The sequence below is a fragment of the Nocardia violaceofusca NBRC 14427 genome, from assembly GCF_963869435.1.
Taxonomy (GTDB): Bacteria; Actinomycetota; Actinomycetes; order Mycobacteriales; family Mycobacteriaceae; genus Nocardia; species Nocardia aobensis.
Genome location: NZ_CAWMPM010000005.1, coordinates 178,322 through 192,166, shown reverse-complemented (window position 1 = coordinate 192,166; position 13,845 = coordinate 178,322). Strand labels below are relative to the sequence as shown.

The 13,845-nt window shown below is 66.3% G+C and carries 12 protein-coding genes; 6 read left to right on the top strand and 6 right to left on the bottom strand.

Translation table 11 applies throughout. The features are described from left to right. Positions 1-85 precede the first annotated feature (85 nt). Both AC5592_RS05510 and AC5592_RS05505 read left to right on the top strand, forming a co-directional pair. Positions 86-1,957, top strand: a complete 1,872-nt coding sequence (locus tag AC5592_RS05510; RefSeq protein WP_232329205.1) for a putative bifunctional diguanylate cyclase/phosphodiesterase — start codon at positions 86-88, stop codon at positions 1,955-1,957. 51 nt (positions 1,958-2,008) lie between these two features. Beyond that, a complete protein-coding gene (locus AC5592_RS05505; RefSeq protein ID WP_036496993.1) occupies positions 2,009-2,983 on the top strand; it encodes a DMT family transporter in 975 nt (324 codons plus the stop codon). A gap of 46 nt (positions 2,984-3,029) precedes the next feature. On the opposite strand, the gene AC5592_RS05500 is transcribed toward AC5592_RS05505, so the two are convergent. Further along, a complete protein-coding gene (locus tag AC5592_RS05500) occupies positions 3,030-3,632 on the bottom strand; it encodes a TetR/AcrR family transcriptional regulator (RefSeq protein WP_232329204.1) in 603 nt (200 codons plus the stop codon). A gap of 116 nt (positions 3,633-3,748) precedes the next feature. On the opposite strand from AC5592_RS05500, the gene AC5592_RS05495 reads away from it, so the two are divergent. Continuing rightward, positions 3,749-4,570 carry an SDR family NAD(P)-dependent oxidoreductase gene (locus tag AC5592_RS05495; protein WP_063063691.1) on the top strand — a complete coding sequence of 274 codons (822 nt, stop codon included), beginning with the start codon at positions 3,749-3,751 and terminating at the stop codon, positions 4,568-4,570. An 86-nt stretch (positions 4,571-4,656) separates the two neighbouring features. Here the strand turns inward: AC5592_RS05495 and AC5592_RS05490 are convergent, their stop codons facing one another. Further along, positions 4,657-6,213 (bottom strand): Rieske 2Fe-2S domain-containing protein, encoded by a 1,557-nt coding sequence (locus AC5592_RS05490; RefSeq protein WP_063063611.1) that lies wholly within the window; start codon positions 6,211-6,213, stop codon positions 4,657-4,659. A 194-nt stretch (positions 6,214-6,407) separates the two neighbouring features. On the opposite strand from AC5592_RS05490, the gene AC5592_RS05485 reads away from it, so the two are divergent. After that, positions 6,408-7,034, top strand: coding sequence for a hypothetical protein (locus AC5592_RS05485; RefSeq protein WP_084506359.1), 627 nt, complete (start codon positions 6,408-6,410; stop codon positions 7,032-7,034). An 83-nt stretch (positions 7,035-7,117) separates the two neighbouring features. Here the strand turns inward: AC5592_RS05485 and AC5592_RS05480 are convergent, their stop codons facing one another. Then, positions 7,118-8,035, bottom strand: coding sequence for a hypothetical protein (locus AC5592_RS05480; RefSeq protein ID WP_063063609.1), 918 nt, complete (start codon positions 8,033-8,035; stop codon positions 7,118-7,120). 123 nt (positions 8,036-8,158) lie between these two features. On the opposite strand from AC5592_RS05480, the gene AC5592_RS05475 reads away from it, so the two are divergent. Together AC5592_RS05475 and AC5592_RS05470 are read left to right on the top strand one after the other, a co-directional pair. After that, a complete protein-coding gene (locus tag AC5592_RS05475) occupies positions 8,159-8,947 on the top strand; it encodes a lysophospholipid acyltransferase family protein (RefSeq protein WP_063063608.1) in 789 nt (262 codons plus the stop codon). Positions 8,948-8,984: 37 nt separating this feature from the next. After that, entirely contained in the window at positions 8,985-9,740 is a 756-nt protein-coding gene (locus tag AC5592_RS05470; protein ID WP_063063607.1) for a lysophospholipid acyltransferase family protein, read from the top strand. Between the two features lie 70 nt (positions 9,741-9,810). Here AC5592_RS05470 and AC5592_RS05465 read toward each other — a convergent pair whose 3' ends face one another. Genes AC5592_RS05465 through AC5592_RS05455 form a run of 3 tightly spaced genes read right to left on the bottom strand, consistent with a single transcriptional unit; the run spans position 9,811 to position 13,843 of the window. Beyond that, the gene (locus tag AC5592_RS05465) at positions 9,811-10,467 is read right to left on the bottom strand and encodes a hypothetical protein (protein ID WP_157163310.1); all 657 of its coding nucleotides are present in this window, start codon (positions 10,465-10,467) and stop codon (positions 9,811-9,813) included. After that, positions 10,464-12,134 (bottom strand): ABC transporter family substrate-binding protein, encoded by a 1,671-nt coding sequence (locus AC5592_RS05460; RefSeq protein ID WP_063063606.1) that lies wholly within the window; start codon positions 12,132-12,134, stop codon positions 10,464-10,466. The genes AC5592_RS05465 and AC5592_RS05460 overlap by 4 nt, the downstream gene beginning before the upstream one ends. Before the next feature lie 32 nt (positions 12,135-12,166). Further along, positions 12,167-13,843, bottom strand: a complete 1,677-nt coding sequence (locus tag AC5592_RS05455) for an ABC transporter family substrate-binding protein (RefSeq protein WP_063063605.1) — start codon at positions 13,841-13,843, stop codon at positions 12,167-12,169. Positions 13,844-13,845 lie beyond the last annotated feature (2 nt).

Sequence of the window (13,845 nt, the reverse complement as noted above, 5' to 3'; positions counted from 1 at the left end):
GATCGCGGCCGGGGCGCGGTGACTTCGGCCTCGAATCCGGCGGTTGTCACTACTGCTATGCACCGCGTTGTCTAGGCTGGACGGCGTGCGAGGACTCGGGTCTCGCGGCGATACCCGCACGCAGGTTCGGGCGGCATCGGCGCTGGCGACGGCAATGGTCATGGCTCGGACCACCGGGGCGTTCTACGTCATGGGTGGGGTCCTGGGCCTGCTGATCACTGCCATCGCACCGGGAGACGAGGGCAACCGCCCGCTGGTCGGCTCAGCTGCCGCGGTCGCGCTGTTGCTCGGCGTGAGCCTGCTGATCTGGGGCCCGCGCCAGCCGCACTGGGTGCACCACGGATATGTCGCGGTGGCGACCGTGCTGGTCACCATCGCCGTGCACTGGTTCCCGAACACCGTCGGCGCGATCACGCTCGCCGCCTTCTACGTCTTCGTCGCCGCCGATGCCGCGATCTTCTTCGCCTGGCGGCTGGCCGGGGCGCACGTGGGCTTCGCGGTCGTGCTCTGTCTGTGGGTGGTGCCGTCCCGGGGTCTGCCCTGGTGGTCGGGCATCATCCCGGCCGGTATCACGGTCGGCGTCGGCATCGTGGTCGGCATCCTCACCCGGATGGCCTCGGACGCCGATATCGACACACTCACCGGCTTGCTGAACCGCCGCGGTTTCGATCGCGCGCTCAACAGCGCCATCGGACACGCCGGGCGGACCGGGCAGGGCGTGGCGCTGGTCCTGGTCGACCTGGACCGGTTCCAGAAGATCAACGATCATCTCGGTCACCGCGCCGGCGATGCCGTGTTGCAGCGCGTCGGCGACGCCTGGTCGAAACTGCTGGGCCCGGATCAGGTGCTGGCCCGATACGGCGGCGACGCGTTCGCGCTGTTGTTGCCCAACACCACCGAACAGGCCGCGATCCTGCTGACCGAACAGCTGCGTGCCGCGGTCACCACGGGATGTTCGGCCGGCGTCACCTCCTGGCAGCCCGGCGAATCCGGATCGCTGCTGGTCAGTCGCGCCGACGTGGGTCTGTACCGAGCCAAGCAGGCCGGGCGTAACCGCACGGTGCTGGAGTCGTCGCGGCAGCTGCCGCTGGCGGTCGAACTGCGCGAGGCCATCGACACCGGTGCGCTGGACGTGCACTACCAGCCCATCGTGAGCCTCGGTGAGGACGGCGCCCAAGCGGTCGGCGTGGAGGCGCTGCTGCGCTGGTCGTCCAACGCCCAGCCCGACGTGACCACCGAGGGGCTGATCCGGGTCGCCGAGGAATACGACCTGATCTCCGACCTCGACGAGCTGGTTCTGCGGCGCGCGTGTGCCGATGCGGCCCGGCTGCAACAGACCTTCGCTCAGCTCGATCTGACCCTGAACGTGAACGTCAGCGGCCTCGAATTGGCCGAGAGCAACTATGCCGACCGGGTCTCCGGCATCCTCGCCGATACCGGCTGGCCGGCCGACCAGCTCGTCCTGGAGGTCACCGAGAGCGAATTGGCCGCCGAATCCCAGACCGCCATCGCGAATCTGCACCAATTGCGCGACAGCGGCGTTCGGATCGCCATCGACGATTTCGGCACCGGCTACTCCTCGCTGAGCCGATTGGCCACCATCCCCAGCGACATTCTCAAGGTCGACCAGTCGTTCGTCGCCGCGATCCGGTCCGATTCGCCCGCCCCGCCGCTACTGGGAGTGATTGCGGCGCTGAGCAAGTCGCTGGATCTCCAGGTGATCGCCGAGGGTGTGGAAACCGAATATCAGGCGGCCGTGCTGACCGAACTGGGCTTCGCGCTCGCGCAGGGCTACCACTACAGCGATTCGCATCCGGTCTCCGAGCTGATCAGCGATATGAACTCCACCCGCGGGCTGGTCGGCGCCGGCACGACCGATCGGGAGCTCGCCGCCAAGGGCTGGGTTCCGTTGGACAACAACGGATTCGATCCCGAGGGCTCGATCCGCCGGAGCTGACCCGATCAGGGGTGCGGCATCGGCCCGGTCGGAACCACTACCGTGGCGGATATGACCGCAGCGCGTGAACGGACCGACGTGCGGCGCTGGATCGGTGTGCTGCTGGGCCTGTGCTGCGGCGCCGGTGTGGCGGTCCAGGCGCGAATCAACGGTGATCTCGGCGATCGGCTCAACGACGGAATCGCCGCGGCGGTCATCAGTTTCGGCTCCGGTCTGATCCTGCTGCTCATCGTCAGCGGTTTCAGCGGGCGGATGCGCACCGGTCTGGCCGCGATACGCCATTCTGTGCGCGCCGGCCGGCTGCGATGGTGGCATCTGCTGGGTGGGTTGTGCGGCGCGTTCTTCGTAGCCTGTCAAGGGTTGTCCGTGGCCACGATCGGCGTCACCGCCTTCACGATCGCGGTGGTCGCCGGCCAGCTGACCAGCGGTCTCGTCGTGGACCGTCTGGGTGTGAGCCCGGCCGGAATCACGCCGGTGACGCCGGTGCGGCTCGGTGCGGCGGCCCTCGCGGTCGCTGCGGTCGGTGTGGCCGCCCTGGGGCGCTCCGGCGGCGAATCCGGTTCCGGCGGGGGCGCGGCCTATCTACTGATCGCGCTGCCCGCCCTGGCGGGACTCGGTTTGGCGTGGCAGCAGGCGGTCAACGGACGGCTGGCGACCGTCGGCGGACCGGTGCCGGCCACCACGATCAATTTCGCGACCGGGACCGCGGGCCTGCTGGTGGTCGAGGCGGCGCAGCTCGCGCGGATCGGCCGGCCCACCGCCTTTCCCACCGAACCGTGGCTCTACCTCGGCGGTGCGATCGGGGTCTTCTTCATCGCCGTGGCGGCGCTGATCGTGCGCTGGATCGGGGTGCTCCTGTTCGGCCTGACCTCGGTGTCCGGCCAGCTCATCGGTTCGGTGGTACTGGATGTCGTCGCGCCGACGGGCACCCGCCTGTCGGCGCTGACCATCGCCGGCTGCGTATTGACGCTGCTCGCCGCCGCCATCGGCGTCCTCGCGCAGGGCCGCACCACCGAGCAGGCCTGACGACGACTGCCCGCGAAACAGCGTTCGCGCGAACGGCTTTCGTGGTTCAGGGCCGGAAGGCGCGCAGCGTGTGCTCCACCAGCGCATCGGCATACGCGTCGTCGAGCGGCCCGTATCGCAGCAGCCATCGCTGATACACCGGCGCGTACAGCATTTCGAGCATCAGGTCGAGGTCGGCATCCGCGCGCACCTGCCCGGCCGCCTGCGCGCTGCGTAACCGGGCCTTCTTGGCGTCGTCGACGGGACGTCGCAACTGCCGGTCGTACTGCGTGGCCAGCTCCGGGTCGTTGATGATCTCGGTGTTGAGCGCCCGCACCGGTTTCTCGAATTCCGCATCCGCGAATTCCGCGACCGTCGCCCGCATCACCAGCTTCAGATCCGCCTCGATATCCCCGGTGTCCGGCAGCGAGATGCCCTCCCCGTCGTTGTCACTCAGGTCCAGGAACGATTCGAAGATCACCGCCCCCTTGGACGGCCACCAGCGATAGATCGTCTGCTTACCGACGCCCGCGCGCGAGGCGATCGCCTCGATCGAGACCTTCCGATATCCGACCTCGGAGAGCAGGTCCCGTGTGGCCGTCAGAATCGCCTGCCGCGACTTCTCGCTGCGCCGGGAGCCGGCCGGTTCGGATTTCGCGGTATCGGACACGCGGTCGACCATAGCATCTTCAGCGAGACGAGACGGGTCGTCTTGACAATTCGCGGCGCGATCAGCACACTGTGTCGAGACGAGACGGACCGTCTCATGAAGAGAGGATGTGGGATATGACCACCGGTAAGACCTGGTTCATCACCGGCGCTTCCCGTGGGCTGGGGCGTGCGTTCACCGAAGCCGCCTTGCACGCCGGTGATCGAGTGGTCGCGACGGCCCGCGATGTCGAACCGCTACGGGATCTGGCCGCCACATATCCGGATCGGCTGATTCCGCTCGGCCTGGACGTGTCGGATCGCCGGGCCGTATTCGAGGTCGTCGAGCGGGCCGTCGCGCTCGTCGGGGAGCTCGACGTCGTGGTGAACAACGCGGGCGGCATGCTCTACGGCATGGTCGAGGAGGCGACCGAGGACCAGATTCGCGCGCATCTGGATGTGAACTTCTTCGGCGCGGTGTGGGTCGTCCAGGCCGTACTGCCGCAGCTGCGCGCACAGGGGCACGGCCGCATCCTGCAGGTCACCTCGATGGGAACCGCCGGCGGTATGGCCGCCGTCGGCTACTACGGAGCCGGGAAGGCGGCACTGGCGTCGCTGTCCGAAGCGCTGGCGATGGAGGCCGAACCGTTCGGTATCAAGGTCACCAATCTGGAGATGGGCGGCTACGACACCGGCCTGTTCACCGCGGGAACGACCGCGACCGAGGCCCTGCCGCAGTACGAGCCACTGCGCGAAGAACTGGCACGCATGTGGGGCGACGAATCCGGGCCGGCGCCGAGTTCGGCCGCGCCGGTGATCATGAAACTGGTCGAACTCGAGAATCCGCCGCGACGTCTGATCGTGGGCGGCAATTCCTTCGATCAGGTCGCCGAACTCTATGCGGCGCGCTCCGAAGGGTATGGAGCCTGGGAGTCGCTCAGCCGGTTGGCGCCCGGCTGAGGGCGGTGAACTATTCGTGCAAACCTGACTTTCTGCGCGGGAATCCGCTCATTCGGCCCGAGTTTGCACGAATAGTTCGCCCCCGTTCACACCTTGCGCGAACGAAGTTCGTGCCCCTTGGACGTCTTGCAGCGCCCGGTCTCCAGATCCCACTGCCAGCCGTGCAGATTGCAGGTGAGCGTACTGCCCTCCACCACACCGAATTTCGACAGATCGGCCTTCAGGTGCGGGCAGCGGCGCTGCACTTCCCAGCCGGCGAGCTCGGTCGAGGCGGAATCGTCGTGCGCCTCAGCGAACCAGCCGTCGGCATAGGCGATGCGCTCGTCGGTGAGGCATTTGAAGAAGGTGTAGAGGAATTCGTTGTAGCCGCCGATCCGCCACGCCTGGAAGCGGGTGGACAGGAAGATGGTGTTCACCCAGTCGGGTTCGTTGTCGCGCAGCACGGTGCGTACCAGTTGCGGGGCGATGCGGAACCCGTAGCGGTACTTGCCTTCTCCCTCGATCGGCCCGCGCACCAGCCGCTTCGGGAAGTCGAGCACCACGGTTTCGTCGCCCATGACCAGCCCGACCGGATAGCCGATCCCGTCGCAGATCAGATCGCTCTGCGCCATGATCGGTTCGAACAGCTCCTTGAGCTGGGGAAGCAGCGGCGTGCCGTCTTCGGTTGCCCAGGAAGCCTTCTCGCGTTCCAGCACCGGCGCCATGCGCTGCGCCATCCGCTCGATGTAGCCGGCCTTGTCGTCGTAGATCTCGGCCGGATCGAACGGATGGGTCAGATCCAGTTCCTTACCGCGCACATCCGCGACCGAACCCGGAATCATCAGCACCCCACCGGGATTGCCGTGGATGCGCATCTGCTCGAGGAACACCATCTGGTCCGGGAAGATATTGCCGTTGTCGGCGGAGTAGCGGTTCTCGCCGTCGTCGTTGAGGTGGCGCAGTTCGTCGTCGAGGAACACCGGCGGTCCGGCCGAGGGCACCACCCAGGTGGCGCCGACCTGCTCGATATAGCTGCGTGCGCGGTCCATTCCGCGCCGGCGCTTCTGCTTGCCGAAGTTGTCTTTGGTCTTGCTCGGGATGTCGTAGACCATCGGGTACCAGATGGCGCCCGAATACTGCAGCAGGTGGATGTCGATATGTCCGAACTGCTCGTGCAGGACGTCCATATCCACCGGCCGGGCGTCGTTCATGTTGAAACACACGGTCTCGCGATCGGAGACGACCAGGCCCGAATCACCGATCGGCCCGTCGGCCGGCGCGCGCAGCGCGATGATCATGATGTCCAGTTCGTGCCCGTCCCGGCCGGTGATCGTGTGCTTGACCGAGTCCTGGGTTTCGAAGAATGTGTGGAAGCCCAGCTTCTCCAGCTCGCGCTGCAGATCCGGCACCGGATAGTCCGGCAGCAGGACGGTGGCGTCCTTGTTCACGTGGTCGAGCAGATTCTTCGCGTCGAAGTGGTCGCGATGCAGGTGCGAGACGTAGAGGAAATCGCAGTTGCCCAGCTCGTCCCAGTCCAGCCCGGTGTTGTCCGGGAACGGGACCCACGACGCGAAATAGGCCGGATTCACCCACGGATCACAGAGGATCGTCCCGGCCGCGGTGCGGATGTGGAATCCGGCATGTCCGACGCTGGTGATCTGCACGAAGAAGTCCCTCCTGAACCGGCTACCAGCCACCCAGGGTAGCGGTTGAACGGGCTTCCGCAGCCTGAGGGGCGCTTTTGACGGCCCCGATGCCGGTTATTTCCGAGCTATTGCTTTGGCCGTCGGAGCGGCGCAGTGTAGAGGTGCACGGTGGCGCCACCGGGGCGCTGCCCCGAGTACAGAGGAAGTGGACCGTGTACGCACGTTCTACGACTATCCAAGCGAAGACCTCCGCGATCGATACCGGAATCGCGCATATGCGCGACGAGGTGATGCCGGCCCTGCAGAACATGCCCGGCTGTGTCGGGATGTCGTTGCTGGTCGACCGGAAGTCCGGTCGTTGCATCGCGACGACGTCCTGGGAATCGGAGGAGATGATGCGCGAGAGCGCCGATCGGGTGCGTTCGCTGCGTGATCGCGCCGTCCAGCTGCTCGGTGCCGATTCGGCGCGGGTCGAGCAGTGGGAGGTCGCGGCCATGCACCGCGACCATCGCCTGCCCGAAGGCGCGTGTGCCCAGCTCACGTGGGCCAAGTCCGACGATCCGAGCCGGTTCGACCACGCGATCGAGACCTACAAGTCCATGGTGGCGTCGCAACTGGAACAGCTGCCGGGGTTCTGCAGCACGAGTCTGCTGGTCGATCGGGCGGACGGGCGCGGTGTCGCGTGCGAGACCTTCGAGAGCGCCGACGCGGTCGAACGCAATCGCGAACAACTCGCCACCCTGCGCCGCGAGGGAACCCGCCGAGCCGGTGTCGACGTGCTCGAAGTCGGCGATTTCGAGGTCGCCCTCGCGCATCTGCGCGTCCCCGAACTGGTCTAGCGCCAGGCGTATCGTCATCGCGCCCACTGTCATCTCGCGGTTACCCGCGGGCTATCGCAACGAGGCGGGCCCGCTCCCGCACATCAGGCCGAAACGTCGCCGATGCAGTATCCGTTGTCGGTCGCTTTCACGGTGTATGTCCGTTCCTGCTGGCTGCCGCCGGCCGTGACCGTCGCGGATATGGACAGGTAGGTGCTGTTCAGAGCGGTGGAACTGAGCGACTGATCGGCGAAGGCGGTCGGCGTGGTGAGCTTGGCCGCATTGGTGGCCAGCGGCGGGCGCGATGTGCGCCCGGTGCCGTTCGGATCCCACGCGGTGGCGGCGGTGCACAACAGCGGATGGGTGTTTTCCTGGTCGGCCGCATCGATCGGATGTCCGGTCTGGCGGGACAGATAGCGCCGGACGATGTGGCGCGCGTCGGCGGTCTGGGCCTCGTTGCCGGTGCCGAAACCGATCTCGGTGCCGGCGGGGTAGACCCGTGGGCAGGCATATCCGGTGGCGATATCGGTTCGCTCGGCGACAACGGTCACCGCGTCGGCGGCTCCGCTCGCCGACTTCCACACCAGAGCGGTCCCGTCGTCACTGCCGGGCTGGGCCAGCGCCGACTCGATGGCCGATTTGTCGGAGTACATCGTCTCGACGTTGCGGGGAGCCATCGTCCAGCACTTGGCTTCCATGTCCGCCGGAGTGAGTTGCCGCAGATCGGTCACCCAGCGGGTCATGGCCGCGGTGGCCTGCGGATCGGCCGTCACGAGGGCCACCGCTACCGCGGATTCGGGCGCTGCCGGAGCGGGAGCGGCGATCCGCGAGGACGACGGAGCGGCGGATTGCGTTGCCGCGGAGGAATTCTCGGACTCGTGATAGTCGGTGCCATCGATGCCGACCTGCGAATCACAGCCGGCGAGGATGCCCGCGACCACGATCGCCAGACCGCCCGCCCGCACCGCCGAGAGCCGTCTGCCGCGTCGTGCCGCCCGTGCGGCATGCAGCGCTGCGCCCATACCCCCTCGTGGTTTCCGGCCGCCTGCACGCGATGCTGGATTGGGGCTTTCCACTGCGCTGAACCTCGTTTTCTGTGCGGCGGTCGGTAGCGAAAATGTGACAGCGACTACGCTAGCGGAATTGTGGAACCCGTATACCGGACGATCATCGGCCTGGCCCGGACCGTCTTCTTCGTACAGGGACTGAAATTCGACGTCACGGGGGCGGAGAACATCCCCGCGCGGGGCGGCGCGGTCATCGCGATCAACCACACCGGCTATATGGACTTCACCTACGCGGGCCTGCCCGCGCGGACGCCGAAGCGCTACATCCGGTTCATGGCGAAGAAGGAAGTCTTCGACAACGCGATCTCCGGGCCGATCATGCGCGTGCTGCGGCACATCCCGGTCGACCGTGGGGCCGGCGCGGACTCCTACAAGGCGGCCGTCGACTATCTGCGCCGCGGCGAACTGGTCGGGGTGTATCCCGAGGCGACCATCAGCCGCAGCTTCGAGATCAAGGAATTCAAATCGGGTGCCGCGCGGATGGCCGTCGAGGCCGGGGTCCCGATCATCCCGATGACGATCTGGGGTGCGCAGCGGGTCTGGACCAAGGGGCATCCGAAACGCCTGGGCCGCACCAACACCCCCATTTCGATCGCCGTCGGCAAACCCATCTTCCCGCCCGCGGAGGCGGACGAGAAGGCGGCCGCCGAACTCACCGAGACCGTGCGCGCGACCATGCGGGACATGCTGCTCGGCCTGCAGAAGGACTACACACACGAGCCCGGCGCATACTGGGTTCCGGCCCGCCTGGGCGGCGGCGCACCGACACTGGAGGAAGCCGACGCGATGGACGCGGCCGAGGCCAAGGCGAAAGCGGAGGCGCGCGCGGCACGTCGCGCCGCCGAAACGGGAGATGCCGACTCCTGACGGCAGGGTCGGCCCGGCAGTACCAGGAGTGTCACCGATGACGCGAGAACCCGTTTTCGACGTCCTCACCGGATTGGTCCGCACCATCTTCTGGGCACAGGGCCTGAAGATCGATATCGTCGGCGGCGAGCACATCCCGCGCACCGGCGGTGCGGTCCTGGCCGTGAATCACACGGCTTATCTGGACTTCATGCAGGTCGGACTGGTCGGCCGCGAATCGGGCCGCAACGTCCGCTACATGATGAAGGCCGAACTCGAACACGGCATCGTCGGCTGGCTCATGAAGCAGTGCAAGGCGATCGGCGTCGACCGCACCGCCGGCGCCGAGTCCTACGCCCGCGCCGTCACCGCCCTGCGCGACGGCGAAATCGTCGTCGTCTACCCCGAAGCCACCATCAGCCGCAGCTTCGAACTGAAGGAATTCAAATCCGGCGCCGCCCGCATGGCGATCGAAGCCGCCGTCCCCATCGTCCCCATGACGATCTGGGGCGCCCAACGCGTCTGGACCAAAGACATCCCGAAACAACTGGGCCGCCACAACTTCCCGATCCACATCCAGGTAGGCGACCCCATAGCCCCCGTCGACCACGCCGACGACCTCACCGCCACCCTGCGCTCCAACATGGAGAAACTGCTCGACGCCGCGCAACGGGACTACGACATGCCCCCGGGCGCCCGCTGGGTCCCGGCCCGTTTGGGCGGCACCGCACCGACATTGGAGCAGGCGAAGGCCCTGGAACGCGAGGAGATGGAGCGCCGCGCAGCCGCGAAAGCCAAACGCGCACAAGGGTGAGCGCTGTCGCAGCGATCGTGGTCTGGCCTCGATGCCGAGCCGCCACCGCTGTTTCTCGGCCCCGAACACCTCAACTCGGATCCGAACCGCGGATGGCGGCGAACCAGGTCGCGGTGGCGGCCGCTACCACGGTGGCGCCGGCGAAGGCGGGGAGGCCGCCGCCGGCGACGTAGATCCAGAACAGGCCGGCGAAGGGGGCGACGACGGCGAATTGGGCGTCGAGGAGGAGGCGGCGGCCGAGGCGGGTGGCTGCGGCGGCGCGGGCCTGGCCGTCGGGGTCGGGGCGGGTCGGGTTGTCGATCAGGCGGCCTTGCGGTTCGGAGTCACGGACCGCTCCGGAGGCGAACAGGCGGTGGCCGTGCACGAGCACGGCGGCGTCACAGTCGGCGTCGGATTCCGTGAGGCCGACCAGTGAAGGATCGAAATAGACCGGCAGCCAACGGGTTCGGCCGCCGGAGCTCAGTTCCAGCCACGATCGGCTGACCAACCGGTTCTGCTGGCGTACCCGCTTCACCCGGAACGTCCCGGCCGGAATCGTGCGCCACGGCACCACCCCGAACGCCACCGCGAGACGAAACCCGCTGTACAGCAACACAACCAGCCCCACCGCCGCCAGCATGGCCAACTGTTCCGGATCAACGAACGGCGCCCAGGCGATGCAGATCACCAGGGCGCCGATCGTGGTGAGAACCGGATAGGCCAGCGGATGGCCGGTTCCGGAAATCACTTCAGGTAGCCGACTTTCGTCCAGTCCAGGGTGGCCAGGCCGCGCGCACCATAGTTGGCGAGGTTGGACCGGGTCGCGACGATGCCGGGCGACTGCAGCAGCGGGAGGGAATGACCCTCGGCGAAGATCTGGCGGTCGACCTGATTGGCCAGATCGATGGCCTTGGCCGGATCCAGTTCGGAGACGGTCTTCTCGATCAGATCGTTGAGTTCCGGGGAACCGATATGGCCGTAATTGCCCTGCCAGTTGTTCGGGTCGTATCCCCAGATCTGGCTGATGCTGCCCAAGGGGAACGGGTCACCCACCCAGGAGAACTGTGCCAGATCGAAATCGCCCTTCTGGAACACATTGGTGAACAGGCCCTGTCCCGGCCGAGTGTCGATGGTGAGTTTCACCCCGATCTTGGCGAGGTTCTGCTGCATGATCTGCGCCATCTGCACCCAGGACGGATCGTTGTACATCACATCGCGGATCTCGAGTCTGCGGCCGTCCTTCACGCGAGCGTCGCCCTGCAGTTTCCAGCCCAGGGCGTCGAGTTCACGGGCGGCGGCGTCGGGGTCGTAGGGCAGGGCGTTGTCCTGGTACCCCTTCTGCCCCTCCAGGTAGATGTGATTGTTCAACGGTTTGGGTTCGGCGACCAGACCGTTCTGAATCGCGTTCGCGATGCCCTGCCGATCGATGGCCTTCGAAACGGCCACGCGAACCTTGGGATCCTCCAGAATCGAACCCGGTGCGCCGTTGAAGGTCAGATGCGACCACTGCAACGCCGGCGCGCGGCGGATGGACACATTGGGAACCCCCTGAGCCGTCACCAGATCGCCACGGCTGCCGATTCCGATCGCGTCGAGTTCGTCGTTCTGCAGTGCGGGCACCAGTGCGGCCGAATCGAGCACGCTGAAATTGACGGTGTCGAGTTTCGGCGCGGCACCCCACCATTTCGGATTGCGCCCCAGCGTGATCCGGCCCTGAGTCCGGTCGGTGGATTGGACGGCGAACGGTCCGGCCGTCACCTTGATGCCGTCGACGAGGCTCTTGTTGAACGCCTCCGGATTCGAGGTCACCGACTTCGGGTACAGCATGCTGTTGCCGGAGAATTGGCCCTGCCATTCACCGAAGTGCTTGTTGAATGTCAGCACCGCCTGGCGATCGTCGACGCCGCGCTCGACCTTCGCGACCCGATCGAAACCCATGTTGTTGGCGATCAGGTACTCCGGGTTGCGACCACCCAGCGCCTCGGCTTGAGAGGCGATGTCCTCCCAGGTGATCGGCGTTCCGTCCGTCCACACCGCCTTCGGGTTGATGGTGTAGGTGACGGTCTGCGGATCGGTGCCGGTCAACTCGACATTGGTGAAGTAGTCGGTGTTGAGATGGGTGCCACCGGCGGCATCGATGCTGAATGCCTGCGGCAGCATCGGCCTTTCCACCGCCGTGATGTCGTAGTTGTTGCCGTCGATCTGGAGAGTGTTCCAGTTCGGCGGGAACTCCGAGATCGCCAACCGCAGGCTGCCGCCGTCGCGAAGGTCGGCGACGTCGTGCGGATTGATGTCGTTGGTCGTGCCGAGAGCGGAACTCCCGGACCCGGTCGTGGAGCCCGAACACCCCGACAGCAGCAGTCCGCACGCGACCGCGGGGATCGCGAGCCGGGTTATTGTCGAACGAATCCGCATGGTCTCGTTCTCCTTTCGTCGGGGACGGGCGGCTAACTTACGAAGCCGATCTTGGTGTAGTCGTAGGAGGCCAGGCCCGGAGCGCCGTAGTTGGCGACGGTGGTGCGCACACCGTAGTTACCGGGATCCTGGGTGAGCGGCAGCGAGAAACCCTCTTCGAAAACCTTGCGATCCACCTGATTCGCCAGGTCGATAGCCTTTTTCGGATCCAGCTCGTTGAGGGTCTGCTCGATCAGCGCATTCAACTCGGGGGAGCCGATGCGGCCGAAATTGCTCTGCTCGTCGTCGGGGTGGTACGCGTAGATCTGCGGAATGCTGCTCAGCGGGAAGGCGTCACCGGAGAAGAGGAACTGCGCGGCGTCGAAATCGCCGGGGATCATCACATCGGTGAAGAATCCCTGACCCGGCCGGGTATCGATGGTGAGTTTCGCGCCGACCTTCGCCAGATCGCCCTGCACGATCTGCGCGACCCGCACCCAGGTCGGATCGTTGTACATCACATCGCGGATCTCGAGTTTGCGGCCGTCCTTCACGCGCACGTCGCCCTGCAATTTCCAGCCCAGGGCGTCGAGTTCGCGGGCGGCGGCATCGGGATCGAAGGGCAGGCTGTTGTCCTGATATCCCTCCTGGCCCTGGACGAAGATGTGATTGCCGAGCGGTTTCGGATTCGCCACCAGACCGTTCTCGACGGCGTTCGCGATGCCCTGCCGGTCGATCGCCTTCGAAATCGCCACGCGCAATGCGGGATCGGTGAGAATAGAACCGGGCGCGCCGTTGAAGGTGATGTGCCGCCACAGATTTCCGGGAGCGTGCCGGACGACCAATTCGGGACTGCTGCGCACGGTCGCCAGATCCTCGATGGAGGTCAGCCGCGCGGCATCCAACTCGTTGTTCTGCAGGGCGGCGGCGTAGGCGGAGCGGTCCAGTACGCTGTAGGTGATGGTGTCGAGTTTGGGTTTGTCGCCCCACCATTTCGGATTGCGCGCCAGCACGATTCGGCCCTGCGTCCGGTCGGTGGACTGGACGGCGAACGGGCCGGAGGTCAGTGTGATGTGGCCGGCCAGAGCATGGTTGAACGTCTCCGGATCGGCGGTCACCGATTTCGGGTAGAGCATCGCATTACCGGCGAACTGCCCGCGCCAGTCGGAATAGTGTTGTTTGAAGGTGATGACCGCTTGCCGGTCGTCGACCCCGCGCTCCACCTTCTCGACCCGGTCGAAACCGTTGTTGATCGCGATCAGATAGCGCTTGTCGGTGCTGGACAGCGCATGCGCTTGCGAGGCGATGTCCTCCCAGGTGATCGGCGATCCGTCGCTCCACACCGCCTTGGGATTGATGGTGTAGGTGACCTGCTGTGGATCGGAGCCGGTGAGCTGGATATCGGTGAAATAGTCTGTGTTGACCGACAATTTGCCCGTGGCGTCGATGTTGTACGAGCGCGGCATGAGCGGCCAGACGACCTCGCCGATCTCGAGCTCGTTGCCGTCGGTGGACAACGTATTCCAGTTGGCGGGGAACGCGCTGATCGCCAAGCGCAAATTGCCGCCCTCGCGCACCGACTCGCGCGCCTGCGGATTGATGTCGTTGGATGTGCCCAAGGCGGCCGGGCCGCTGGTGGTATTCACCCCGGAACAACCGGCCAGCGCGATGCCCACGCCGGCCGCCACCACAACAGCGGCCGAACGTAGTGCGCGCGAACGTATCCTCACGA

Excerpts from the sequence above, each read along its gene's own strand:
- AC5592_RS05470 (WP_063063607.1), top strand. The coding sequence starts at position 8,985 with ATGACGCGAGAACCCGTTTTCGACGTCCTCACCGGATTGGTCCGCACC.
- AC5592_RS05460 (WP_063063606.1), bottom strand. The coding sequence starts at position 12,134 with ATGCGGATTCGTTCGACAATAACCCGGCTCGCGATCCCCGCGGTCGCG.
- AC5592_RS05495 (WP_063063691.1), top strand. The coding sequence starts at position 3,749 with ATGACCACCGGTAAGACCTGGTTCATCACCGGCGCTTCCCGTGGGCTG.
- AC5592_RS05480 (WP_063063609.1), bottom strand. The coding sequence starts at position 8,035 with ATGGGCGCAGCGCTGCATGCCGCACGGGCGGCACGACGCGGCAGACGG.
- AC5592_RS05505 (WP_036496993.1), top strand. The coding sequence starts at position 2,009 with ATGACCGCAGCGCGTGAACGGACCGACGTGCGGCGCTGGATCGGTGTG.